Genomic DNA, 25,861 nt, shown 5'->3' on the forward strand with positions numbered 1-25,861 from the left:
GGATTCCGACTCTGGCGAGGTGAGACAGTGCTGCGCATGAAAAGGTCCGCACGCGGGCTGGTGGGCGTCGATATCACGTCGGCCACCGTCAAGCTGCTGGAGCTCGAACGCCACGCCAATCGGGTGAAGGTGCTCAGCTACGCCGTGCGTCCGCTGCAGGAGGGCGCTGTCGTCGAGCGGCGTATCCGCGATCAGGGCGAGGTGGTCGATACGCTGCGTCGTGCCGTCGAGCGCGCCGAACTGCGATCGCGACAGGCCGTCGTCGCCGTGCCCAGCGCCGCCGCCATCACGCGGACCCTCACGCTGCCGGCCTCGCTGAACGAGGACGAGATCGAAGCGCGCATCCAGATGGAGTCCGAAAAATACGTTCCCTTCCCGCTGAACGAGGTCGCGTTCGATTTCCAGCGCCTCGGGCGCCATTCGCGCCACGACGATCAGCAGGAGATCCTGCTGGTGGCGTGCCGCGTCAGTGATATCGAGATGCTCACCGCGACGCTCGAATCTGCCGGGCTCAAGGCGGTGGCGGTGGATGTCGAGGGGCTGGCGCTGGAGCGGGTCTGCGGTGCTCTGCAACCTGCTGACGACGATGGAGCCGTGACCGCGCTGGTCGACATCGGCGCCAATCTCTGCGCGTTCCATGTGCTCAAGGGTGGGCGCATCGTCTATAGCCGTGACAACCTGTGCGGCGGCCGCCAGCTCACCGATGCCATCAGCAAGCGCTACGACATGAGCTTCGAGGAAGCCGGGCGCGCCAAGCGCCGAGGTGGGCTGCCCGAGTCGTATCGCCAGGACGTGCTGATTCCGTTCATCGACACGCTCATCCAGCATATCGGTCGCTCCCTGCAGCTCTACTACACCGCCGCCGGACAGCAGGAAATTCGACACATCGTTCTGGGTGGCGGCTCCAGCGCCTTGCCCGGCTTCGCGGAGCGCCTGCGGGCCCAGAGCGGGCTCGAGGCCATGCTCGCCAACCCGTTCGCACGGATGGCCGTCAGTAAGCGCGTCGATGTCGCCTCGCTGGCCGCCGATGCGCCGGCGATGCTGACCGCCTGCGGACTCGCCATGCGGGGGCAGGGGTCGATATGAGCCGAACGATAGAGATCAACCTGCTGCCGTGGCGAGAGAAGCGGCGTCAGCAGCGGACCCGGCGTCTGAAGCAGACGCTTCTGGGCATGCTGCTGCTGGGGATGCTGATCGGTTGGGGCATGGCGCAGTTCGAGCAGTCGCGAGTTCGCGCCCAGCAGGCGCGATTGGCCATGATCGATCGTAATACGCAGGCGTTGACCCACGATATCGAAGCCGTGCGCGACTATCGCAAGCTGCGCGAACGCATGCTTGCCCAGATCGAGCTGATCGGTACCCTTCAGGCCAGTCGCCCGCTGACTGTCGAGGTCTTCGACCAGCTCTCGGCCTCTCTGGTCGACGGCGTCCATTACACCGAAATGGATCGCCAGGGAGATCGCCTGGAGCTCAGCGGGGTCGCGAGCTCCAATCGGCAGGTCTCGAGCCAGATGCGCGCCCTCGAGGATAGCGCTGTCTTCGGCACCCCGCTGCTCTCCGACGTGCAGACGGGTGAAGGGCCGTCTGCACCCAAACGGTTCCACATGAGCGTCGACGAGCGCCTGCCGGACGCGCGATCGCCGGAGACGGGATCATGAGTCGTCGTGGCGTGGTTGGCGCTCGCCTGCGCCGCGTGGGGGACGGCTGTCGCGATCAGTGGCGACAGTTGCGCGAGCTGCCGTGGCGCGAGCTGGACGTCAAGGAGGCCGGCAGTTGGCCGCTCGCCCTGCAGGGACTCGTCGCGCTGGCGGCACTGGTCGGCGCGGCCTGGTTGGCGCAGTGGCTGCTGGCCGCCTCGCCGCGCGAGATGCATCACCGGCTGACGGCGCAGGAGGCCGAAGCGCTCACGCGATTCGAAACCCTTTCCTACCAGGCGGTCAACCTGCCGGCGATGCAGGCGCAGATGGACGAGCTTCAAGCGCGCATGCAGCGCGTGCTGGAGCGCCTGCCCAGTGACGCCGAGGTGCCCGCGCTGCTCGATGCCATCAGCGATGCCGCGCGGGAGCAGCAGCTGGATATCGACAGCCTCAAGCTGCGTCCGACGGTGGAACAGGAGTTCTACCTCGAGCAGCCGTTCGATATTCAGGTGCGCGGTGACTACCACCAGATCGCCGCCTTTCTGGCGCGCGTGGCGGCCATGCCGCGAATCGTCACGCTGCACGACTTCACCTTGACGCCGGTGGATGACCGGCTGCGTCTCGCCATGGTCGCCAAGACCTATCGCTATCGCGAAGACACCGAAGATGCCGCTCGCGGTGCGGCTCAACGGGGGAAATCATGATGATGTCTCGACGATGGCGGTGGCTGACGTGCGCCCTTGTGATCGGGCTCTCCGGCTGCGGCGAGGCCGATCTCGACGCTCTGCAGGAACATCTCGATGCCCTGCGCGGCAAGCCGCAGGGCAAGATCGCCGCGCTGCCCGACATGCCGGCCTACACGGTGGCCGTCTACGATCAGGCCGCCCGCCGCAGTCCGTTCGAACCTGCGCAGGCCAAGTCGGTCGCGCCGGTCGACACGACGCCGCTGCCCGACGCGGATCGGCCGCGACAGCCGCTCGAGGCCTTCGAACTCGACAGTCTGTCGCTGGTCGGCACGCTGAGTGTCGGCAGCCAGCGCTCGGGACTGATCGAAGCGCCTGACGGCAAGGTGCACCGCGTCTTCGTTGGCGACTACCTGGGCCGGGACTACGGCCAGATCAAGACGATCGAGCCGCGAGCGCTGGCCCTGACCGAAACGATACGCACCGAACAGGGCGGCTGGGTCGAGCGACAGCAGCGCCTGGCCATGGCGACGCCGTCATCGGCGCAGACACCATGATAACGACACGAGACGCCGCCTTCCGTATCGGCCGGCAGTCCACAGCAGGGGAACGATGATGAGCGCGCGCAGAACGATGATCAGATTGCGCAGAACGATAATCCGTTCGCGCAGGCAGAGTGTTTTATGTCTCGCGGCGCTGGCGCTGTGGGGCGTGGCGATGTCGAGCTGGGCGGCGCCGACGCTGACCGCGATGGACTTCACCGAACGCGGCGCGGGGCGGCTCGACGTCACGCTGAGCTTCGTCGGCGGGGTGCCCGAAATTCGCGGCTATCGGACCGAATCGCCACCGCGGCTGGCACTCGATCTGCTCGATACGCAAAGTCGACTGTCTCAGCCCGTCTTCGCGGTCGATAGCGGCGGTGTATCGTCGGTACGCGTGCTTGGTGCCGGGGGCAGAACGCGCCTGGCGTTCGAACTCGACGCGCCGACGGACTACCGGCTCGAGCGGCGCGCGACGCAGGTCGTCCTGCATCTGGGCGCCGAGGCCGGCGCGACCGGCGGTGCGCGTGCGGTGGCCGCCTCGCAAGGTGGTGTCGCTTCGGCGTCGCAGGAATCCGCGGGGAATGACGCACAGGCGCGCGAATCCGTGCCTTCGGTCGCGGCCGGCGAGCCGCGGGTCGCTGCCATCGACTTTCGTCGTGCCGGCGATGGTAGCGGCCAACTGCTGCTGACGCTGGATCGCAGCGGCGTCGCGGCCGAGGTCTCCGGTCAGGGGCGGGAGGTCAGCGTGACGCTGCCCGGCGTCACGCTTCCTGACGCCCAGTATCAGACGCTCGATGTCGGCGACTTCGGCACCGCGGTGCGTCGGGTCGTGCCGCGACGCTCGGCAGCGGGCGCGAGTTTCGACATCGCAAGCGCCGATGACGTCGAGCCGATCGTCACGCAAAGTGGTCGCACGCTCACCGTGACGCTGGCGCCCGCCGGCACCCTGGTGCGACCGGAGCGCGACGATGGGCCAAGCTATACGGGAAAGCGGATCACGCTCGATTTTCAGGATATTGCGGTGCGTGATGTGCTCTCCATCATTGCCGATGTCTCCGGGCTCAACGTGGTCGCGAGCGATAGCGTGCAGGGCAACGTGACGCTCAATTTGAAAGACGTGCCCTGGGATCAGGCGCTGGCCCTGGTGCTGCAGAGCCGTGGGCTGGCGTCGCGGCGCGAAGGTGACGTGATGATGGTCGCCCCGGCTGGCGAGCTCGCCAGCCTCCAGCAGCAGACGCTGCAGAGCCGTCAGCAGTCGGCGCAGCTGGCGCCGGTGACGACCGAGTTCATCCAGATTCGCTACGCCAAGGCAGAGACGCTGGCATCGATGCTGCGCGGCGGCGAGGGCATCGGGCTGATGTCGGATCGCGGGCGCGTCACCGTCGATCCGCGCACCAACACGCTGATACTGCAGGATACGCGCGATCAGCTCGAGGCGATAAAACGCACCATCGAGCATCTCGATATTCCGGTGCGGCAGGTGCAGATCGAAGCGCGCATCGTCATCGCGCGTGACAGCGCGACCCACGAGCTGGGCGTCAACTGGGGGCTTTCCGGCAACGGTGGTCGCCACTTCGACTTCAGCGGTGCCGCCGACGGCAACGCCTCGACCGTGCCGACGACCTCGGACGACCCCGATAGCTACGGCGGCGGCCTGGCGGTCGATCTGGGTAACGCGACCAACCCGTCCAGCGCATTCAGCTTCGGCTATCTCTCCGGCGACGTGCTGATCGATCTCGAGCTGCGGGCGCTGGAGAGCGAGGGCAAGAGCCAGACCATCTCCCAGCCCAAGGTGATCACGGCCAATCAGCGCACCGCGGTCATCAAGCAGGGGCAGGAGGTACCGTATCAGGAAGCCTCTTCGAGCGGTGCGACCACGACGGAGTTCAAGGAGGCGGTGCTCTCGCTCGAGGTCACACCCCAGATTACACCGGACGACCGCATCATCATGGATCTCAAGGTCAACAACGACGATATCTCCGATACGCGCTACGACGGCGCGCCCGCCATCGATACCAACGAGATCGAGACGCAGGTGCTGGTCAATAACGGAGAAACCGTGGTACTCGGCGGCATCCTGACGTCCGAACAGCTGCGCACGCTGTTCAAAACACCCGTACTCGGAGACATCCCGATTCTCGGCAATCTGTTCCGCTATACCCAGGAAAGCAACGAAAAGGTAGAATTGCTGGTATTCATCACGCCCAAGATCATCGAGGACGGACTGGCCATTCGCTGATGCGCTCGCTCCCCAACCTGTTTCTCATCGGCCCCATGGGGGCCGGCAAAAGCACAATCGGCCGCCTTCTGGCGGCCGAATTGCAGCGCGAATTCCTGGATAGCGACCATCAGATCGAGGCGCGCTGCGGGGCGAATATCCCGTGGATTTTCGATGTGGAAGGTGAGCAGGGTTTTCGCGACCGTGAAACGGCGATGATCGACGAACTTTCTCGACGCGATGACGTCGTGATGGCGACCGGGGGCGGCGCCGTCGGGCGGGAGATCAATCGCCAGCTGCTGCGTGAGCGGGGCACGGTGATCTATCTGGCCACCACGGTCGAGCAGCAGGTTCGGCGTACCTCTCGCGATCGCAACCGGCCGCTGCTGCAGAACGCGAACCCTGAGCAGGTGCTGCGCGATCTATTCGCCATCCGCGACCCGCTCTACCGCGCGACGGCCGACATCGTGGTGCGCACCGATCGCCGAGGCCCCAGAAGCGTGGTCAACGAGATCCTGCGTCGCGTCTCGCGGCTGACGGAGCCGCTCAAGTCGCGAAGTTCGGTGTCGCAGTCGCCCTAGTCTTTCTGTAGCCATCCTCGATTCGAGTCGCTTTATCGCCGGGGGCATCCGGCCGGTTCATCAACAGGGGTCAACGTCCATGTCGTCAAACACGTCGCTACCGATGGATCGTCTCGATGTCGCGCTCGGCGAACGCAGCTATCCGATTCACATCGGTGCCGGCCTGCTGTCGAGTCCCGAGCACCTCGTGGCGCATCTGGCCGGACGCCAGGTCATGATCGTGACCAATGATGTGGTCGCGCCGCTCTATCTCCCGGCCTTGAAAGAGACCCTGAACGCGCGCGATTTCGACGTCCGCGAAGTGATACTGCCCGACGGCGAGCCGACCAAGACGCTGGCCTCGGTGGAGCGTATCTGGGATGCGCTGCTGGCGGCCGGTTTCAATCGTCGCTGCACGCTGATCGCGCTCGGGGGTGGCGTCATCGGCGACATGGCCGGCTTTGCGGCAGCGAGCTATCAGCGCGGCGTCGCCTTCGTTCAGGTGCCGACCACGCTGCTGGCGCAGGTCGACTCCTCCGTCGGCGGCAAGACCGGCGTCAATCATCCGCGTGGCAAGAACATGATCGGTGCCTTCTGGCAGCCGAAGGCGGTGATCGTCGATACCGATACGCTCGCCACGCTCCCCGCACGCGAGCTCTCCGCGGGGCTGGCGGAAGTGATCAAGTACGGTCTGATTCGCGATGCGGCGTTTCTGGACTGGCTCGAGGCCAACATGACGGCGCTGCGCGCGCTGGATGGTGGCGCGATCCGACACGCCATTCTGCGCAGCTGCGAGATCAAGGCCGAGGTGGTCGCGGAGGATGAAACCGAGCAGGGCGTGCGTGCCACGCTCAATCTCGGCCACACGTTCGGTCACGCGATCGAAGCGCATCAGGGGTATGGCAACTGGCTGCATGGAGAAGCCGTCGGTGCGGGCACCATGATGGCGGTACGCTTGTCGGCCGACCGCGGGTGGCTGTCAGAGGCCGATGTCGAACGCGTGGCCGGCGTGCTCGAGGCGGCGGCATTGCCGACGGTGGCACCGGCGAACATGAGCGCGGCGGACTTTCTCGAGCGCATGCGGCTGGACAAGAAAAACCTCGATGATCGCGTGCGTCTCATTCTGCTCGAGTCACTCGGGCAGGCCTGCATCCGTGACGATACGCCCGCCGATCAGCTCGACCGCCTGCTGCGAGATTTCTCCCGCCGCTGAACCCCTTGCGGGTGAGCGAGGGTTGTCGCCGCCAGGCACTTTCAAACCGTCTGGTGGCAATCCGGCATAGTTTCCCCCTGCGCCCGTCTGCCGCTCTGGCCCTCGCTAGCATTTCCTTACGCTGTCTCTTCGATGCTGTCACCGCTTTCTGGTGGGTGCCTTGGTAAGCGCGCTGGTAGCGCGTCCCTTGCGGGCGATGGCTCGTCAAGTCGCTACCGTCCGTAAGTCGTCACATCGATGTTGTGAGTCTCGACTATGTTGCGTGTCTCGACTCTGATGTGGGTCTCGACTCGAAAAGGTCGCGTTAACATCGGTCGTCGGCCTGCTTTCGGCATGCTTCATGCCGTATCGGCATGGGGTTGTATGATGTCCACCCTGATCAAGCCAGGCTTTTTGGCTAATTCGACTTTAGTCTAATGGCTTGGTCTAAGCTCTTGAGCCGACACGGTATTTTGACAATAGACTTTTCTAAGTACGCGATTTCTAATGGTTTTGTTTTCTTTCGAGACTGCGCGGCGATTGCGCTGGTCGGGTTAAGTGGATATTCTGAGCGGCCCTCGCGCGCATGGCGTGAGGTGAAGTGTCGGCGTCGAGCGACGCCGTAAAACGCCAGTTACGCTTGGTTATAAGAATAAAAAACCCTCCAAAATATCTCTTTCCGTGACCGGATACAAGAGCCCGATCTCCGACGCTGTCGGCTTTCGACCCGGGCTTTCCGATTTAGCTTTGTGAGGCACGCCCATGATGAGAGGTCTTCACCAGCCCGGCGAATTCCGCGACAACTGCGGCTTCGGTCTGATTGCACACATGGAGGGGCAGGCGAGTCACGATCTGCTCAAGACGGCGATCGAGTCGCTGACCTGCATGACCCACCGCGGCGGGATCGCTGCCGACGGCAAGACCGGCGATGGCTGCGGCCTGCTGCTCAAGATGCCGACCGATTTCATGCGCGAAGTGGCGCGTGAGTCACTTGATGCCGACCTTGGCGAGCGGTTCGCCGTGGGCGTGGTCTTCTTCGCCGATGAGGACGCTCGCGAAGCGCAGGCCCGCAGCGTGCTCGAGGGTGAGCTGGCAGAGCGCGGCCTGCAGGTGAAAGGCTGGCGCGACGTGCCGACCGATCCGAGCGTCTGTGGGCCGATGGCGCTCGACTGCCTGCCGCGCATTCGGCAGGTGTTCGTCGAGGGCGGCGCCGACCAGTCCGATGCCGATTTCAACGTGCAGCTCTTTATGGCGCGGCGCCTGGCCGAGCAGAAGCTGCGCAGCGACGAGGAGTTCTACGTCTGTTCGCTGTCGTCGAAGGTCGTTTCCTACAAGGGTCTGATGATGCCCGCCGACCTGCCCACCTTCTACCGGGATCTGGGCGACGAGCGGCTCGAGACGGCGATCTGTGTCTTCCACCAGCGCTTTTCGACCAACACGGCACCGCGCTGGCCGCTGGCGCAGCCGTTCCGCTTCATGGCTCACAACGGTGAGATCAACACCATCGAAGCCAACCGCGGCTGGGCCAACGCGCGCAAGGCGAACTTCGTCAACGAGCTCTTGCCGGATATCGACGGTCTCGACGAGATCGTCAACACCACCGGCTCTGACTCCTCGAGCATGGACAACATGCTCGAGGTGCTGCTGACCGGCGAAATGGATCTCTACAACGCGGTGCGCATGATGGTGCCGCCGGCGTGGCAGAACATCGAGACGATGGATGGCGACCTGCGCGCCTTCTACGAATACAACTCCATGCACATGGAAGCGTGGGACGGCCCGGCCGGTATCGTCATGACCGAAGGTCGCCACGCCGTCTGCATGCTCGACCGCAACGGCCTGCGTCCGGCGCGCTGGGTGATTACCGACAACGGCTATATCACGCTCTCTTCCGAGATCGGCGTCTGGGGCTACAAGCCGGAATCGGTCGTCGCCAAGGGCCGCGTCGGTCCGGGGCAGATTCTCGCCGTGGATACCGAGACCGGCGAGGTGCTGCATACCGACGACATCGACAAGCGCCTCAAGTCCGCCTACCCGTATAAGCGCTGGCTCAAGGAGCACGCACATTACCTGGAGTCGGCGCTCACCGAACTGGCTCGCTTCCAGCCGATGGCGCTCGACGAGCTCAACGTCTACCAGAAGATGTACTCGGTGACGTTCGAGGAGCGCGATCAGCTGCTGCGCCCGCTCGCCGAAAGCGGGCAGGAAGCGGTCGGTTCGATGGGCGATGACACGCCGATGGCGGTACTCTCGCGCCAGAATCGGTTACTTACCGATTTCTTCCGCCAGAAGTTCGCGCAGGTCACCAACCCGCCGATCGACCCGCTGCGCGAGGCGATCGTGATGTCTCTCGAGACCTGCTGCGGTGCCGAGCTCAACGTCTTCGAGGCAACGCCGGAACACGCGCACCGTCTGATCCTGACCACGCCGATCCTGTCGCCGCGCAAGTTCACGGCGCTGGTGACCCAGGAGGACCCGGCGTTCGCGTCGCACACGCTCAAGCTGCACTACGATCCCGAGACCACCTCGCTGAAGCAGGCGCTCCAGTCGCTGTGCCAGTCGGCGGAGCAGGCGGCGAAGGATGGCAAGGTAATTCTGGTGCTGTCGGATGCCGAGCTCGAGAAGGGCAAGCTGCCGATTCAGGCACTGCTGGCGACCGGGGCCGTGCATCATCATCTGTCCAAGCTGGCGCTGCGCCCGCGGGTCAACCTCGTCGTCGAGACCGGCTACGCGCGCGATGCCCATCAGATGGCGGTCTTCTTCGGCGTCGGCGCCACGGCGATCTATCCCTACCTCGCCTACCAGGTGATGGCGGATATGCACCGCACCGGCGAGCTGGTGGGCAATCCGGCCGATGCGCGCGAGAACTATCGCAAGGGCATGCAGAAGGGGCTTTTCAAGATCCTGTCGAAGATGGGGATCTCGCAGATCTCCTCCTATCGCGGCTCGCAGCTATTCGAGGCGGTCGGTCTCGGCAGCGAGGTGATGTCGATGTGCTTCGATGGCATGATGTCGCGCATCGAGGGCACCGGCTTCAGCGAGCTGCAGATGCAGCAGGAGCTAGCGGCCCGCGATGCCTGGATTCCGCGCAAGACCCTCAAGCAGGGTGGCCTGGTCAAGTTCGTCCACGGTCACGAGTTCCACGCCTACAATCCCGACGTGGTCATGACGCTGCAGCAGGCGGTCCAGCAGGGCGATTACGGCAAGTGGAAGGCGTTTGCGCGTCTGGTCAACGAGCGTCCCGTGGCCACGGTTCGTGATCTGCTCAAGCTCAAGCCGGCGCCCGAGCCGTTGCCGCTCGACGAGATCGAACCGGTGGAAAACCTGCTGCCGCGCTTCGACAGCGCCGGCATGTCGCTCGGGGCGCTGTCACCGGAGGCTCACGAAGCGCTGGCGCAGGCGATGAACGAGACCGGCGGGCGCTCCAACTCAGGGGAAGGGGGCGAGGACCCGGCGCGTTACGGCACCATTCGCTCCTCGAAGATCAAGCAGATCGCCTCCGGTCGCTTTGGCGTCACGCCGGCCTATCTGGTCAACGCCGAGGTGCTGCAGATCAAGGTGGCACAGGGCGCCAAGCCGGGCGAGGGTGGCCAGCTCCCCGGCGGCAAGGTCAACGAGACCATCGCACGGCTGCGCTATGCGGTTCCCGGTGTGACGCTGATTTCGCCGCCGCCGCACCACGACATCTATTCGATCGAGGATCTGGCCCAGCTGATCTTCGATCTGAAGCAGGTCAATCCAAGTGCGCAGGTGTCGGTCAAGCTGGTCTCCGAGCCGGGTATCGGCACCATCGCCACTGGCGTTGCCAAGGCGTACGCGGATCTGATTACCGTCTCCGGCTACGATGGCGGGACCGCGGCGAGCCCGATCACCTCGATCCGCCATGCCGGCAGCCCGTGGGAGCTGGGGCTGCCCGAGGTGCATCAGGCGCTGCGCATCAATGGCTTGCGCGACAAGATTCGACTGCAGACCGATGGCGGCCTGAAGACCGGCCTGGACGTGGTCAAGGCGGCGATCCTCGGCGCCGAGAGCTTCGGTTTCGGCACGGCGCCGATGGTTGCGCTGGGCTGCAAGTATCTGAAGATCTGTCACCTCAACAACTGCGCCACCGGCGTCGCGACTCAGCATCAGGAGCTGCGCGACGAGCATTTCCGCGGCACCGTCGACATGGTCAAGCACTACTTCCGCTTCATCGCCGAGGAAGTGCGTGAGCTGATGGCGCTGCTGGGCGTGCGTCAGTTGACCGACCTGATCGGACGCACCGATCTGCTCGAGATGATCGAGGGTCAGACGCCGGCCCAGCGCAAGCTCGATCTCTCGCCGCTGCTGGCCAACGACTTCGTGCCGGCTGACGCGCCGCAGTTCTGCCAGGTGAGCCGCAACGTGCCGCATGATCCGGGCGCCAAGAATCAGGAGGTTTTTGAGGCACTGGAAGCGGCGATCGAGTCGAAATCCGGCGGCGAGTTCAGCTTCAAAATCACCAACTGCGACCGCTCGGTGGCGGCGCGCGCCTCCGGCGAGATCGCCAAGCGCTACGGCGAGGCCGGCCTCGAGGATGCGCCGATCACGGCACGTTTTACCGGCGTTGCCGGCCAGAGCTTTGGTGTCTGGAATGCCCGAGGGCTGAATCTCTACCTCGAGGGGGACGCCAACGACTACGTCGGCAAGGGCATGAACGGCGGCAAGGTGGTCGTCGTACCGCCGAAGGGCAGTCGCTTCGCGAGCCACGAGACGGCGATCATCGGCAACACCTGCCTCTACGGCGCGACCGGCGGCAAGCTGTTCGCCGCCGGCATGGCCGGCGAGCGCTTCGGCGTACGTAACTCCGGCACCCATGCGGTCATCGAAGGCTCGGGCGATCACTGCTGCGAGTACATGACCGGCGGCCTGGTCTGCGTGCTGGGTCAGACCGGCGTCAACTTCGGTGCGGGCATGACCGGCGGTTTCGCCTACGTGCTCGACGAGGATCGCGGTTTCGTCGATCGTTACAACCATGAGCTGGTCGAGATCCATCGCATCAACACCGAATCGATGGAGGCGTATCGTCGCCATCTTCGCGAGGTGATCACCGAATATGTCGAGGAGACAGGCTCGGAGCGCGGGCGCGCGATTCTGGAGGATTTCTCCGACTTCATCCGCCACTTCTGGCTGGTGAAGCCCAAGGCCGCGAGCCTCAACGGCTTGCTGGCCCAGTCACGCCGTCAGCCCGAATAAGCGCTTGGATCGAGTGAGGAGAGAACACATGGCAAACCGTTTGAGCAACGACTTCCAGTTCATCGACGTCGGTCGCCGCGATCCACAGAAGAAGGATGCGCGCAGTCGGGCGAAGGAATTTGCCGAGATCTACGAACCGTTCAAGCCCGCCGAGGCGGCCAGTCAGGCGCACCGCTGCCTGCACTGCGGCAATCCGTACTGCGAGTGGAAATGCCCGGTTCACAACTACATCCCCAACTGGCTCAAGCTGGTCAGCGAGGGCAACATCCTCGAAGCGGCGGAGATGTCGCACCGTACGAATTCGCTGCCGGAAGTCTGTGGTCGTGTCTGTCCGCAGGATCGCTTGTGCGAAGGTGACTGCACGCTGAACGATGGTTTTGGGGCCGTCACCATCGGCTCGGTCGAGAAGTACATCACCGACACCGCCTTCGCCATGGGCTGGCGTCCGGACATGTCGGGCGTGACCATGACCGACAAGCGGGTCGCGATCGTCGGGGCCGGCCCGGCCGGGCTGGGCTGTGCCGATATTCTGGTGCGCAACGGCGTCAAGCCGGTGGTGTTCGACCGCTACCCGGAGATTGGTGGTCTGCTCACCTTCGGGATTCCCGAGTTCAAGCTCGAGAAGCACGTGATGGAGCGGCGTCGCGCGGTGTTCGAGGAGATGGGCGTCGAATTCCGGCTCAATACCGAAATCGGTCGTGACATCACTTTCGAGCAGCTCGATGACGAGTTCGATGCGGTCTTTCTCGGCATGGGCACCTACAAGTACATGGTCGGCGGGTTCCCGGGTGAAGAGATGGAGGGTGTCTACAAGGCGCTCGACTTCCTCATCGCCAATGCCAATCACCATCTCGGTTTCGAGAAGGATCCGGCGGACTACGTCTCGATGCAGGGCCGTCGCGTCGTCGTGCTGGGCGGCGGTGATACCGCCATGGACTGCAACCGCACCTCGATCCGCCAGGGCGCGGCCAGCGTGACCTGCGCCTATCGCCGGGACGAGGAGAACATGCCCGGCTCCAAGCGCGAGGTGGCCAACGCGCGGGAAGAGGGCGTCGAGTTCCTGTTCAATCGACAGCCGGTGGCGATTGTCGGTGAAGACAAGGTAGAGGGCGTCAAGCTGGTGCGTACACGTATGGGCGAACCCGACGAGAAGGGCCGCCGCAGTGCGGAAGTGGTGCCCGGCTCCGAGGAGATTCTCGCCTGCGACGCCGTGGTCATCGCGTTCGGATTCCAGCCCAGCGAGATCGAGTGGTTCAATACGCACCAGATCGAGATCGACGAGCGGGGTCGCGTGCTGGCACCGGAAATTCCGGCGCAGATGGAGCGTTTCGCCTACCAGACCAGCAATGAAAAAGTGTTTGCCGGGGGCGATATGGTGCGCGGATCGGACCTCGTCGTGACGGCGGTCTACGAAGGTCGGCAGGCAGCCGAGGGAATTTTGGACTATCTCAAGGTTTGACCCACCTCCAGACGCCACGCGTCACACGGCAACGTCATCGGGCGCCGGCGGTCTCGCCGGCGCCCTTTTTATGGGATCGCGCTGGCGCGCTCGCCACGCATCGCGGTCGCGGTCAGGATTCACGGTGGTATCGCTGCGAGCGAGTCGTTACAGTGGCGCGCTTCATCGACCGACCACGCTCGCTCGACAGGCGGGTATCTCAGGGGAAAACGACATGATCAGACTGGAACGCAACATTCTGGATCAAGCGAACGTCAATCTTCGCGAGCTGGAAGAGCACGTGCTGGCGCCGGAGAACGTCGAAGGTGCCGAAGCGAAGACGGTATACGGCCGTCTGGAGACACTGTTTTCGCTGGCCAAGCTGAAGGACAGCGGGATGTCCGACGAGTGCGCCGGCATGCTCGAGGAGATCGAGCGCCGTGCCAAGATCGTGGCGGCGCGTCTCGAAAAAGCGTAAACCGCCGCGCGGTGCCTGCTGCGCCGTCCCGCGATGACGTCGACGGGGGGGGGATGGCCGGCAGAGATATCCACAGCGCGTCAGCCTCTCCCGAGGCTGACGCGCTTGTGCGTCGGGTGCGTGAATCGTGGACCCATCACGTCTTGGGAATACGGCCCACCAGACTGGCGGCATTCTGAGGACCGGTTTCCGCGAGGACCTGGCGGGCGTCGTCGAGTCGCTGGGCATCGAGGTCGAGCAGCAACACGCCTTTGACGCGCTCGTCCTCGAGGTAGAAGTAAGCGCCTTTGCCGTCGGCCACGTCTTCGATGATCTCCAGCGAGCTATCCGTGACGCCGATCGCTTTCCAAGCGATATCGAAGACGTTGGAGTAAAAATACGGCGTGTGCTCGTAGACTTCCATCGCCCCTGCCAGATTGTGGCCCACCGTGGCGCCCATCTGGTTGGCGTTGTCGACGTGCTCTGCGTGCCAGCGGCCGAGAAGACGATCCGGATAGGTGGCGACATCGCCGGCCGCGAAGATGGCGTCATCCGCCGTCTTGAGATGCTCGTCGACGACGATACCGCCGTCCACCTCGAGCCCGGCCTTCGCTGCCAGCTCAACGCTCGGTTTGACGCCGATGCCGAAAACGACGGCGTCGGCGATCAGGCTCGATTCATCGTCGAGGGTCAGCGTCACCTTGCCGTCAGCCTCTTCACCGGCGGTGACCTTGCGCCCGCCCAGTAGTTGGACGCCGTTGTCGACGTAGGTCTGGTGGAAGCGGTTGGCCAGTGATGGCGGCAGCCGCGTGCTGCCGAGGACCTCTTCGGGGTAGATGAGCGTGACGCGGCAGCCATTCTGGATCAGTGCGGCCGCCAGTTCGGTGCCGATGTAGCTGCCGCCAACGACGGCGATGTGCAGATCCTTCCCGGACAGCTCGCGCAGCCGGTCGTAATCCTCGACGGTGCGGAAGTAACGCACGCGCGGGCTCTCGGGCAGATCCAGTCGGATCGGCTTGCCGCCGGTAGCGAGCAGCAGCTTGCCGTAGCCGAACGTCTCGCCGGCTGCGGTAGTGACCGTTTTGGCGCTGCGGTCGATCGCGGTGACGCGGGTGCCGGTGTGCAGTGTCGTGCCGGCGTCGCTCTCCGGCTGCATCCAGATCTTGTCGTAGCCGAACTCGGGATCGGTCCAGAGCTTCTTGGATAGCGCCGGCCGAGTGACGGGGCCGTTGGCTTCGGCGCCGAGAATGCCGATGGTGCCCTCGGTGTCTCTGTCGCGGATACCTTGTACGGCATTGGCGGCAACCATACCGCCGCCGACGATGAGATAGTCGTAGCGTTGCATGTTCTCTCCCTGGGGTGCGTACGCGCTCTACTCGTGGTTGACGAAAAGCGAAAGCGGCGGCTTCTTCCTGAAGTCGACGCTCGATAGCGGGCGCAACCGCCTGCCACGTTTCACCATAGACAGCCTCGGCGATAGCCGCGAATGCCGTATCGGGCGCCGCCGGATGCGGGCCGGCTTGAAAGGCGTCACAAGCTCGGCCGCGACGGGCATTGGGCGAGTCGGAACGCTGGCGGTAGAATGCGCCGCGGCCGGTCCAATGACCGGCCACCGTCACCGATCGACAGCTGGAGAGCAAAGCAATGGCATCCTGGTTTCCCCGTTGGCGCCGCGTCGCCCCCGACAGTCAGGGCGTGGTCGCGCCTGACGAAGCATTGGCGCCGCTGCAGACGCTGGCGATGGGCGTACAGCACGCCGTGGCGATGTTCGGCTCGACCGTGCTGGCGCCGCTGCTGATGGGCTTCGACCCCAATCTCGCGATCCTGATGTCCGGTGTCGGCACGCTGCTTTTCTTTCTGATCGTTGGTGGACGCGTTCCCAGCTACCTGGGCTCGAGCTTCGCGTTCATCGGCGTAGTCATCGCGGCGACCGGGTATGGTGGTAGCGGTACTAACCCGTCGATCGGTCTCGCGCTGGGCGGGATCATCATGTGCGGCGCGATCTACGCGGCTATCGGCGTGGTGGTGATGGCGGCGGGCACGCGCTGGATCGAATCGCTTCTGCCGCCGGTCGTGACGGGGGCGATCGTCATGACGATCGGGCTCAATCTGGCGCCGGTGGCGGTGTCGAGCGTGTCCGGCGCCAATTTCGATGCCATCATGGCGCTGGTGACGATTCTTTGCATCGGACTGGCTGCTGTGCTGACTCGGGGCATGCTGCAGCGGCTGCTGATCCTGGTCGGGCTGATTGCCGCCTATCTGATCTATGCGCTGGTCACCAATGGCCTCGGATGGGGCAAACCGATCGATTTCTCGATCATTGCCGCGGCGCCCTGGTTCGGGATGCCGAGTTTCAGCGCACCGACGTTCACGGCGCACGCCGCCGTGCTGATCGCGCCCGTTGCGGTGATCCTGGTGGCCGAGAATCTGGGTCACATCAAGGCGGTGGGTGCGATGACCGGGCGTGATCTCGACCCCTACATCGGGCGGGCGTTTCTAGGTGATGGCCTGGCGACGATGCTGTCCGGCTCGGCCGGGGGAACCGGCGTGACCACTTACGCCGAGAACATCGGCGTGATGGCGGTGACCAAGGTCTACTCGACACTGATCTTCGTCGCGGCGGCCGGTTTTGCCATCTTGCTCGGTTTCTCGCCGCGATTTGGTGCACTGATTCAGACCATTCCCGGACCGGTGCTGGCCGGCGCGTCGATCGTGGTCTTCGGTCTCATTGCCGTGGCCGGCGCGCGTATCTGGATTCAGAACCAGGTCGACCTCTCCGACAACGTCAATCTCATCGTGGTGGCGGTGACGCTGGTGCTGGGCGCCGGCAACTTCTCGCTGTCGTTGGGTCAGTTCACGCTCGACGGCATCGGCACGGCGACCTTCGGTGCGATCCTTTTGCATGCGCTGCTGCGTCGAGGGCGGCGCGCTGCCCTGGAACGGGAGTGATCTGCTTCGAGACAAGCGCTTTGGGCTCAGTGCTTTGCCCGAGGCGGCGGGTAATCGCTTCGCTTTGGAAAGTTAGCGCGTTAGTCTAATCGTCAGGGCAAATCGCCACGAGGTGACCCGTTCCCAACATCCATATCGATAGAGAGCGCAGATGAGCGAGCAAGCCAGCGATCAGGCCAGTGATAAGGATAGCGAAGCCTTGGTGCCCGAGGAGGAGTCGATCACGATGACCCGCGAGGTGCTGGAGCAGGATCTGATTCGTCGGCATTTCGAGCGCGCACATCCCGAGGTAGCGCTGCAGAGCCAGCAGCAGCTTCAGGACTCCATCCGCCACATGCTGGAGACGGCGCCCGCCGAGGCGAGCGAGATCGACGGCGTCTATCTCTTTGCCTACGGCTCGCTGATCTGGAACCCTTGCGTGGAGGTCGCCGAGCGCCACACTTGCCGCCTGTATGGTTTCCATCGCGATTTCTGCCTCAAGCTCGATCACGGACGTGGCACGCCGCAGACGCCGGGACTCATGCTGGCGCTGGCGCCGGGCGGGTCCTGCCACGGGGTCGCGATTCGGGTGCCGGCCGCGCATCTCGAGCGCGAACTGATGCTGGTGTGGCGCCGCGAAATGCTGACCGGGGCCTACCGCCCGAAGTGGGTCAAGCTTCGTACCGACGTCGGCGCGCTGTGGGGGATCGCCTTCGTCATCAATCCGCATCACGAACGCTATATCGGCCGGCAGCCCAACGAGACCGTCGTCCATCTGCTGCGCACCGGTCGCGGGGTGCTCGGTTCCTGCCGCGAGTATCTCGACAATACGGTCGGTGACCTGCATTCGCTGGGCATTCGCGACCGGCGTCTGGAGTGGCTGCAGCGCGCCGTCGGCGACTGAGGGCACGAGTGCGTCGCGACGTTGCCGGTCGGCGCGTATCGCAAATTGAGCCGGCGAGCCGGTTCTGGTAATCTGGCGTCCCATCCTGGCCTGACTTTCTCCCCCAGGCCTTTTACGACCACGATATCGACAGGTTTTCCATGACACGATATATCTTCGTGACCGGCGGCGTTGTGTCCTCTCTCGGCAAGGGCATTGCGTCGGCTTCGCTGGCGGCGATTCTCGAGGCGCGTGGCCTCAAGGTCACCATCCTCAAGCTGGATCCGTACATCAACGTCGATCCGGGGACCATGAGTCCGTTCCAGCACGGCGAGGTGTTCGTCACCGAAGATGGCGCGGAGACCGATCTCGATCTGGGCCATTACGAGCGTTTCATCCGCACCAAGATGACCCAGGGCAACAACTTCACCACCGGGCGTGTCTACGAGCACGTGCTGCGCAAGGAGCGCCGCGGCGACTATCTCGGCGGGACGGTGCAGGTCATCCCGCACATCACCGACGAGATCAAGCATCGCGTGATCAAGGGGGGAGAGGGTTACGACGTGGCGCTGGTCGAGATCGGCGGCACTGTCGGCGATATCGAATCGCTGCCGTTCCTGGAATCGATCCGCCAGCTGCGCAGCGAGGTTGGCGCCAGCCGGGCGCTGTTCATGCACCTGACGCTGGTGCCCTACATCAAGACTGCCGGCGAGACCAAGACCAAGCCGACCCAGCACAGCGTCAAGGAGCTGCGCTCGATCGGTATTCAGCCGGATATCCTGATCTGTCGGAGCGAGGTCGAGCTGGAGGAGAGTGAGCGGCGCAAGATCGCGCTGTTCACCAACGTCGAGGAGCGCGCGGTCATCCCGCTGCAGGACGCCGATACCATCTACCGGATTCCGCTGATGCTCCACGAGCACGGCCTTGACGAGATCGTCTGCGACAAGCTGCGCCTCGAAGCCGAGCCCGCCGATCTGGCCGAGTGGATCCATGTGCTCGATGCCAAGCTCAACCCGCTCAAGACGATCAATATCGCCATGGTCGGCAAGTACATGGAGCTGCTCGACGCCTACAAGTCGCTCAACGAAGCGCTGATTCACGCCGGCATCCAGACTCGGGTGAAGGTCAATGTCGAGTATGTCGATTCCGAGCTGATCGAGCGCCACGGCATCGAACGTCTGGCCGGCAAGGATGCCATTCTGGTACCCGGCGGCTTCGGTGAGCGCGGTGTCGAAGGCAAGATCCAGACGGCGCGCTTCGCCCGCGAGAACGGTATTCCTTACCTGGGCATCTGCCTCGGCATGCAGGTGGCGGTGATCGAGTTCGCCCGCCACGTCGCAGGCTGGGAAGATGCCAACTCCACCGAGTTCACGCGTGATACCAAGCATCCGGTGGTCGGTCTGATCACCGAATGGATCAACGCCGAGGGGCAGATCGAGCTGCGCGACGAAGCTTCCGATCTCGGCGGCACCATGCGCCTCGGCGGTCAGGAGTGTCTGCTCAAGCCGGATTCCAGGGCGCGCGAGATTTACGGGCTCGATACCATCACCGAAAGGCATCGTCATCGCTTCGAGGTCAACGACCAGTTCGTTGCCGATCTGGAAGCGGCTGGGCTTATCGTCTCCGGCAAGAGCGGCGATCAATCGCTGGTCGAGATGATCGAGCTGCCCGATCACCCCTGGTTCGTGGCGTGTCAGTTCCACCCCGAATTCACCTCGACTCCGCGTGACGGACATCCGCTCTTTACCGGATTCGTCAACGCCGCGCTCGAACACAAGGCGCAGCGACAACGCCAACAGGGCCTGGCGCACCAGGAGTGAAGGCAGCGGGGGATGGCGAAAGTCATCCCCCGCGTCGTTGTGGCGGAGCTAGACCGCAAGGCCCTCGATTGACTAAGCTCGACATCCGCTATCACCGAATTTTACCGCCCGGCTCGAGCGCGCCAAGGACCGGGTGTTTCACGCTCGGATCACTCCGGTGATCCCTCGACAGGACGATATGACATGGCTGAGATCGTAGATATTCGCGCCCTCGAAGTGCTGGATTCCCGTGGCAACCCGACCGTTCAGGCGCAGGTGACGCTGGTCGGCGGCATCGTCGGCAGTGCCTGCGCCCCGAGCGGCGCCTCCACCGGCTCGCGCGAAGCGCTCGAGCTGCGCGATGGCGACAAGAGCCGCTATCTCGGCAAAGGCGTGTTAAAAGCGGTCGAGGCCGTCAACGGCAAGATCCGCGAGCGCCTGGTCGGCATGGACGCCAGCGACCAGCGTGCGCTGGACAACGCCATGCTCGAACTCGATGGTACCGACAACAAGGCCAATCTTGGCGCCAATGCCATCCTCGCGGTGTCTCTGGCGGCGGCGAAGGCCGCGTCGATCGAGCAGGGCGTGCCGCTCTACGCGCACATCGCCACGCTTTATGGTCAGCCGGGCAACTACCTGATGCCCGTGCCGATGATGAATATCCTCAATGGCGGTGAGCACGCCGATAATAACGTCGATATTCAGGAGTTCATGATCCAGCCGGTGGGCGCGCCGAATTTCCGCGAGGCGCTGCGCATGGGGGCTGAAATTTTTCACGCGCTGAAGAAAGTCCTCTCCGCCAAGGGGCTCTCGACGTCGGTTGGCGACGAGGGTGGCTTCGCGCCCAACCTGTCGTCCAACGCCGAAGCGCTGGCCGTGATCCAGCAGGCGGTCGAGAGCGCTGGCTATGCACTGGGCAAGGATGTCACGCTCGCGCTCGACTGCGCCTCGTCCGAGTTCTACCAGGATGGCACCTACGATCTTTCCGGGGAAGGCAAGCAGTACGATGCTGCCGGTTTTGCCGACTATCTGGCCGATCTTTGCCAGCAGTATCCCATCGTCTCGGTCGAGGACGGGATGGACGAGTCGGACTGGGACGGCTGGAAGGCGCTGACCGACAAGATCGGCGACAAGGTGCAGCTGGTCGGCGACGATCTGTTCGTGACCAATACCAAGATCTTGAAGCGCGGCATCGACGAGAAGATCGGCAACTCCATCCTGATCAAGTTCAACCAGATCGGCTCGCTCTCCGAAACCTTGGATGCGATCAAGATGGCGCAGGATGCCGGCTTCACCGCCGTCATTTCGCACCGCTCCGGTGAAACCGAGGACACCACCATTGCCGATCTCGCCGTGGGTACCGCGGCCGGCCAGATCAAGACCGGTTCGCTCTGCCGCTCCGACCGCGTCGCGAAGTACAATCGTCTGCTGGTCATCGAGCAGGAGCTGGAGGGTAAGGTCGCTTATCCGGGCCTGAAGGCCATCAAGGGACAGTAGCGTTCCGCTGCGCGTCGGCCAGACCGCGTTAAAAGCAGCCTTAGAATGCTCATTTACAACCACGTAAACTGCGCTTCTTAGGCTGCTTTTGCCTCGTCTGATCCTAGCTCGCGAGAACGCTAGAGGTCATTAAGCGCCACGCAATGGTATTGAAACGCAAGAAGGCCGCTCGATGAGCGGCCTTCTTGCGTTCTTCGGCTGCGAGCGTCCCATTGGCGCCATGAGGGCAGTAGCCAATCAGCGTTCGAGCAGCTCGATCTTGTTCGGCTTGCCGTCCCACTCCTTGGCATCTTCCGGCGGATCTTTCTGCTCGGCGATGTTAGGCCACACTTCGGCGAGTTCGGCGTTCAGTTCGATGAACTGCTGCTGGCTTTCCGGCAGCTCGTCTTCCGAGAAGATCGCTTCGGCGGGGCACTCCGGCTCGCAGAGCGCACAGTCGATACACTCGTCCGGGTGAATGACGAGGAAGTTGGGCCCTTCGTAGAAGCAGTCCACCGGGCAGACTTCGACGCAGTCGGTGTATTTGCACTTGATGCAGTTCTCGGTGACGACGAACGTCATGGGTGATCTCTCCTGTTGCGGGGCTGGCCCCTCGGGTCACGGTCGCGGCGGATAATGGTAACGCTCGATAGGAATCGCCGTGTGCGACGGCGCCGCCTTGCGGTCTTCTTTGGCGCCATATTCTAGGCGGCGCTCGCCAGCCCCGGCAAGCCGGGACTGGGAACGTCTGGGAATGGTGTTATAGCCTCACAGCGCGTGTTGCCGAGTCAGCGCTTGTCGCGCCACTCGTAAAGAAGCGCCAGTGCCGCGCGCGGCGTGAGCGAATCGATGTCGAGCGAGCCCAGCGCTTCGATGACCGGGTGGGGCGCAGCCGCGAAGAGATCCGCCTGCTGAGGCTGGTTTTTCGCGTCCGCGCTGGCCGGCGACGGCAGTTCCGGCGGCTGTTCGAGCGTGGCGAGTTTTTCGCGCGCGCGGGCGATGACGCCTTGCGGCACGCCGGCGAGCTGGGCGACCTGCAGGCCGTAGCTTTGACTGGCCGGTCCCTCCTCGACCCGGTGCATGAAGACAATGCCATCCTTGTGCTCGGCCGCCGTCAGGTGGACGTTGGCGACCGTCTCCTGCTGTTCGGCCAGCGCCGTCATCTCGAAGTAGTGGGTCGCGAATAGCGTAAAGGCGCGCTGGCCGGCCAGGTGCTCGGCGCTGGCCCAGGCCAGCGACAGGCCATCGAACGTGCTCGTGCCGCGACCGATCTCGTCCATCAGCACCAGGCTCTCGGCGGTGGCGTTATGCAGAATGCTGGCGGTTTCGGTCATCTCGACCATGAAGGTGGAGCGGCCGCCGGCGAGATCGTCGCTCGAACCGATGCGCGTGAAGATGCGATCGACCGGGCCGATTTCGGCGCTATCCGCCGGGACGAACGAGCCGGTGTGGGCGAGCAGGGCGATCAGCGCCGCCTGGCGCATGTAGGTCGACTTGCCGCCCATGTTGGGCCCGGTGATGACCAGCATGCGACGACTGTCGTCGAGCACGAGGTCGTTGGGCACGAACGGATGCTGACTGACCTGTTCGACGACCGGATGGCGACCACCGACGATGTTGAAGCCCGGTGTCTCGAGCAGCTGCGGTCGCACGAAGTCCAGGCTCTGCGCGCGCTCGGCCAGGGCACAGAGTACGTCCAGCGCCGCCAGCGAGCGCCCCGTGGCCTGCAGCGCATCCAGCTCGGCATTGAGCGTGTCGATCAGGCTCTCGTAGAGCAGTTTCTCCCGGGCCAGTGCGCGGGACTTGGCCGACAGCGCCTTGTCCTCGAACTTCTTGAGTTCGGGGATGATGAAGCGTTCGGCATTCTTTAGCGTCTGTCGGCGAATATAGTCGGCGGGCACCTCCCGAGCCTGAGCGCGGGGAATCTCGATAAAGTAGCCGTGGACGCGGTTGTAACCGACCTTGAGTCCGGCCAGTCCGGTGCGCTCGCGCTCGCGCGTCTCGAGCTGGACCAGATAGTCGCCGGCATGCTCGGCGAGGCCGCGATACTCGTCGAGTTCTTCATCGAAACCTTCGCGAATCACGCCGCCATCTCTCAGCACGACCGGGGGATTGTCGAGCAGCGCCCGCGTCAGCGTATCGGACAGCGCCGGGTAGGGCCGAATGTGGCGCAAGAGATCATCGAGCGCGCTTTCGCCCTCGATTCGCGCCAGCGCCTCCTGAAGTGCCGGCAGCACGTTGAGCGCATCGCGCAGACGCGCCAGATCGCGCGGTCGCGCGCTTCTCAGCGCCACACGGGCGAGAATGCGCTCGACATCGCCCACCTCATTGAGGGAGTCGCGAATCGGCACGTGCTGATCGCCGTCCAGCAGGAGCTGGATGGCGGCCTGGCGAGCACCGACCTGGTCGCGATCTCGCAGCGGACGGTTGAGCCAGCGCTTGAGCAGGCGCGAGCCCATCGGTGTGACGGTCGTGTCCAGCACGCTGGCCAGCGTGTTGTCGCCGCTGCCGCCGAGGTTGATGTCGATCTCGAGGTTGCGTCGACTGGCGGCGTCGATGACCACGGCCTCGTCGCGACTCTCCACGCCGAGCGCGGTGACGTGAGGCAGGCGTGAGCGCTGCGTGTCGCGGGCGTAGTCGATCAGCACGCCGGCGGCGACCAGCGCGGTCTCGAGATGGGTACAGCCGAAACCACGCAGATCGGCCACCTGAAATTGATCGCAGAGCAGGCGGTGAGCGGTCTCCAAATCGAAGTGCCAGTCATTCTGACGGCGCAGCCCCGTGCGCTCGGCGAGAATCGGTGGCAGATCGAGGCTTTCTGCTGCCAGTAGCTCCGCGGGTTGCAGCCGATGGACCTCGGCGAGCATGTCAGCTTCGCCATCGACCTCGAGAACGTTGAAACGCCCGCTCGAAAGTTCGAGCCACGCCAGTCCCCAGCGTTCGCCGCCGTTGGCCAGTGCGACCAGCAGATTGTCGCGACTGGCATCGAGCAGTGCTTCGTCATGCAACGTGCCGGGCGTGACGATACGCACCACCCGCCGCTCCACGGGACCTTTGCTCGTGGCCGGATCACCGATCTGCTCGCAGATCGCCACCGACTCGCCGGACTTGACCAAGCGCGCCAGATAGGACTCGGCACTATGGTAGGGAACGCCGGCCATCGGAATCGGAGAGCCGGCAGACTGCCCGCGGGCGGTCAGCGTGATGTCGAGCAGCTGCGATGCGCGTCTGGCATCGTCAAAGAACAGCTCGTAGAAATCGCCCATGCGATAGAAGAGCAGCACGTCCGGATGTTCGCGCTTGATCTTCAGGTACTGAGCCATCATCGGGGTATGCTGAGACTTCTTGCTGGCGGCCGCGTCCTGCATGGCTGAAAGTGTTGCTCCGTTACGGTGAGGAGGTCATGATCGGCGCGCCGGAAGACGGCGGCGCTGCGTAGGTTATCATGGGCTCCGCCGGCCGACACGACCGCTCGAGCGCGGGTCGGCGTGGCTCAGCTATCGCTGACCGCCCCCGCCGCGCTGGCGTCCCGAAAGGGCGCTCGGCGATTGGCTTCCGGCGCTCCGGGGACGAAGACGGTTTCACAGTCGAAACAGAAATAGCGGCGCCTGAGTCGAAGGATGCGGGCGTGCAGGGGGCGCTTGAGACGCTGAGAGGCATAGCTGCCACAGCGAGTACAGCAAGGCATGGGTCGATCTCCTGGCCAATGTAAACGATGTTTCAAGATAGATACTGGCACTAACGGCGCAATTAAATAAGAAAACAAGAATATTCCGTGTGAATATTTGTTTTGTTATTGCATTTATTCGTTTCGGTGAATTTCCGGCTTCGATCTCCCGAGGGCGCTTCGGCTCCAGGTCTCATGCCTAAAGTCGCAGGGATTTCAGCCTGGGCTTTGGCTACCGGCGGGTTACAGTGTGCTAAATCAGCATCTGGAGACCTGGTTCATGGCTCGTTTGGTGCTTAACCACTTAAGCGATTCGACCTTTCGCCTGCTCGCTATCGAAGCCAACAAGCGCAACGTCAATGTGAGCGAACTGGCTGTCGTGCTGCTGGAGATTGCCGTGGCTGATCTGGCTGCGCGTCATGCCGAGCCGTCTTCGTTCGGCACTGGCCCTGACGAGTCGAATTGACTGACCGCGTCTTTCTCGATTCGCACTGCCTGCTTCGGTGATCCTTGCCGATCCAGAACCCGCTGGTAATCTGTTCCGCGGATCCAATGAATAGCCATCGTTGCCCGTTTTCCGCGGTGGCTCCGACACGGGGACGTCATCGCCCCGTAACCGAATGGCAGATATCCAGGGTGCATCCCATGAGCGCTATAACGACTTTGCCCGATGCCATCTCGGTGGGCAGCGACATCCTCTCGGTTCGGCTCGGTGAGGCGTGTCGAGCTCGGGGCGTCCAGCTCACCACCGCGGAGTCCTGCACCGGAGGCGGGGTTGCCAGTGCGATCACTGATGTCGCCGGTAGCTCTGCCTATTTCGAGACGGGCTACGTGACTTATTCCAACGCGGCCAAACAGCGCCTGCTCGGCGTCGGCGATGAAACGCTGAGTCTTTGCGGTGCGGTCAGCGCCGAGACGGTCCGCGAAATGGTCGCCGGTGCTTGCCGGGATAGCGGTGCTGGGCTGGGGGTCGCGATCAGTGGTGTCGCCGGCCCGGGCGGCGGCAGCGCGGAAAAACCGGTCGGCACGGTCTGGTTCGCCTGGGGTGACGAGCGATCGCAGACGACTCGCTGCTATCGACTGTCCGGTAATCGGCAGCAGGTCAGAGAGGTCGCCGTTGCGCTGGCGCTCCACGGTCTATTGGAACAACTCGATGCTGGCTGATTC

General features: G+C 63.9%; 20 protein-coding genes. 16 read left to right on the forward strand and 4 right to left on the reverse strand.

Translation table 11 applies throughout. The features are described from left to right. Window positions 1-30 precede the first annotated feature (30 nt). The 10 genes from pilM to IE125_RS09620 all read left to right on the forward strand — a co-directional run bounded on the left by pilM (window position 31) and on the right by IE125_RS09620 (window position 13,962). Window positions 31-1,086 carry a type IV pilus assembly protein PilM gene (gene pilM, locus IE125_RS09575; protein WP_373297406.1) on the forward strand — a complete coding sequence of 352 codons (1,056 nt, stop codon included), beginning with the start codon at window positions 31-33 and terminating at the stop codon, window positions 1,084-1,086. Then, on the forward strand, window positions 1,083-1,658 hold the full coding sequence (locus tag IE125_RS09580; RefSeq protein WP_189444447.1) for a PilN domain-containing protein: 576 nt from the start codon (window positions 1,083-1,085) through the stop codon (window positions 1,656-1,658). The genes pilM and IE125_RS09580 overlap by 4 nt, the downstream gene beginning before the upstream one ends. Then, the gene (locus IE125_RS09585) at window positions 1,655-2,341 is read left to right on the forward strand and encodes a type IV pilus inner membrane component PilO (RefSeq protein WP_189444448.1); all 687 of its coding nucleotides are present in this window, start codon (window positions 1,655-1,657) and stop codon (window positions 2,339-2,341) included. Before IE125_RS09580 ends, IE125_RS09585 begins: the two co-directional genes overlap by 4 nt. Window positions 2,342-2,343: 2 nt before the next feature. Further along, a complete protein-coding gene (locus IE125_RS09590; RefSeq protein ID WP_189444449.1) occupies window positions 2,344-2,877 on the forward strand; it encodes a pilus assembly protein PilP in 534 nt (177 codons plus the stop codon). A gap of 85 nt (window positions 2,878-2,962) precedes the next feature. Next, on the forward strand, window positions 2,963-5,101 hold the full coding sequence (locus tag IE125_RS09595; RefSeq protein WP_308430133.1) for a type IV pilus secretin PilQ: 2,139 nt from the start codon (window positions 2,963-2,965) through the stop codon (window positions 5,099-5,101). Continuing rightward, window positions 5,101-5,661, forward strand: coding sequence for a shikimate kinase AroK (aroK, locus tag IE125_RS09600; RefSeq protein WP_189444450.1), 561 nt, complete (start codon window positions 5,101-5,103; stop codon window positions 5,659-5,661). The genes IE125_RS09595 and aroK overlap by 1 nt, the downstream gene beginning before the upstream one ends. Before the next feature lie 79 nt (window positions 5,662-5,740). Next, window positions 5,741-6,853, forward strand: a complete 1,113-nt coding sequence (gene aroB / locus IE125_RS09605; protein ID WP_189444451.1) for a 3-dehydroquinate synthase — start codon at window positions 5,741-5,743, stop codon at window positions 6,851-6,853. Window positions 6,854-7,594: 741 nt separating this feature from the next. Beyond that, on the forward strand, window positions 7,595-12,046 hold the full coding sequence (gene gltB, locus IE125_RS09610) for a glutamate synthase large subunit (RefSeq protein WP_189444452.1): 4,452 nt from the start codon (window positions 7,595-7,597) through the stop codon (window positions 12,044-12,046). Between the two features lie 28 nt (window positions 12,047-12,074). Further along, complete coding sequence (locus IE125_RS09615; protein ID WP_189444453.1) at window positions 12,075-13,505, forward strand: glutamate synthase small subunit GltD family protein; 1,431 nt, start codon at window positions 12,075-12,077, stop codon at window positions 13,503-13,505. 214 nt (window positions 13,506-13,719) lie between these two features. Next, a complete protein-coding gene (locus IE125_RS09620) occupies window positions 13,720-13,962 on the forward strand; it encodes a hypothetical protein (protein ID WP_189444454.1) in 243 nt (80 codons plus the stop codon). Window positions 13,963-14,098: 136 nt separating this feature from the next. Here the strand turns inward: IE125_RS09620 and IE125_RS09625 are convergent, their stop codons facing one another. After that, window positions 14,099-15,286: an NAD(P)/FAD-dependent oxidoreductase gene (locus tag IE125_RS09625; RefSeq protein ID WP_189444455.1), complete on the reverse strand. Its 1,188-nt coding sequence runs from the start codon at window positions 15,284-15,286 to the stop codon at window positions 14,099-14,101. 299 nt (window positions 15,287-15,585) lie between these two features. On the opposite strand from IE125_RS09625, the gene IE125_RS09630 reads away from it, so the two are divergent. The 4 genes from IE125_RS09630 (at window position 15,586) to eno (ending at window position 21,048) form a co-directional block, all read left to right on the forward strand. Continuing rightward, the gene (locus IE125_RS09630) at window positions 15,586-16,890 is read left to right on the forward strand and encodes a solute carrier family 23 protein (protein WP_189444456.1); all 1,305 of its coding nucleotides are present in this window, start codon (window positions 15,586-15,588) and stop codon (window positions 16,888-16,890) included. 151 nt (window positions 16,891-17,041) lie between these two features. Further along, window positions 17,042-17,773: a gamma-glutamylcyclotransferase gene (locus IE125_RS09635; protein WP_189444457.1), complete on the forward strand. Its 732-nt coding sequence runs from the start codon at window positions 17,042-17,044 to the stop codon at window positions 17,771-17,773. 140 nt (window positions 17,774-17,913) lie between these two features. Next, window positions 17,914-19,572: a CTP synthase gene (gene pyrG / locus IE125_RS09640; protein ID WP_189444458.1), complete on the forward strand. Its 1,659-nt coding sequence runs from the start codon at window positions 17,914-17,916 to the stop codon at window positions 19,570-19,572. A gap of 183 nt (window positions 19,573-19,755) precedes the next feature. Beyond that, on the forward strand, window positions 19,756-21,048 hold the full coding sequence (gene eno, locus IE125_RS09645; RefSeq protein ID WP_189444459.1) for a phosphopyruvate hydratase: 1,293 nt from the start codon (window positions 19,756-19,758) through the stop codon (window positions 21,046-21,048). A gap of 237 nt (window positions 21,049-21,285) precedes the next feature. On the opposite strand, the gene fdxA is transcribed toward eno, so the two are convergent. The 3 genes from fdxA to IE125_RS09660 all read right to left on the reverse strand — a co-directional run bounded on the left by fdxA (window position 21,286) and on the right by IE125_RS09660 (window position 24,715). Continuing rightward, window positions 21,286-21,609, reverse strand: coding sequence for a ferredoxin FdxA (gene fdxA / locus IE125_RS09650; protein WP_189444460.1), 324 nt, complete (start codon window positions 21,607-21,609; stop codon window positions 21,286-21,288). Between the two features lie 206 nt (window positions 21,610-21,815). After that, window positions 21,816-24,395: a DNA mismatch repair protein MutS gene (mutS, locus tag IE125_RS09655; RefSeq protein ID WP_189444461.1), complete on the reverse strand. Its 2,580-nt coding sequence runs from the start codon at window positions 24,393-24,395 to the stop codon at window positions 21,816-21,818. Window positions 24,396-24,520: 125 nt separating this feature from the next. Next, window positions 24,521-24,715, reverse strand: coding sequence for a hypothetical protein (locus IE125_RS09660; RefSeq protein ID WP_189444462.1), 195 nt, complete (start codon window positions 24,713-24,715; stop codon window positions 24,521-24,523). A gap of 259 nt (window positions 24,716-24,974) precedes the next feature. On the opposite strand from IE125_RS09660, the gene IE125_RS09665 reads away from it, so the two are divergent. Both IE125_RS09665 and IE125_RS09670 read left to right on the forward strand, forming a co-directional pair. Further along, window positions 24,975-25,160, forward strand: coding sequence for a hypothetical protein (locus IE125_RS09665; RefSeq protein WP_189444463.1), 186 nt, complete (start codon window positions 24,975-24,977; stop codon window positions 25,158-25,160). Window positions 25,161-25,339: 179 nt separating this feature from the next. Beyond that, the gene (locus IE125_RS09670; protein WP_189444464.1) at window positions 25,340-25,858 is read left to right on the forward strand and encodes a CinA family protein; all 519 of its coding nucleotides are present in this window, start codon (window positions 25,340-25,342) and stop codon (window positions 25,856-25,858) included. Window positions 25,859-25,861: the final 3 nt, after the last annotated feature.

This window comes from Salinicola rhizosphaerae, assembly GCF_014652715.1.
GTDB classification, from domain to species: Bacteria; Pseudomonadota; Gammaproteobacteria; order Pseudomonadales; family Halomonadaceae; genus Salinicola; species Salinicola rhizosphaerae.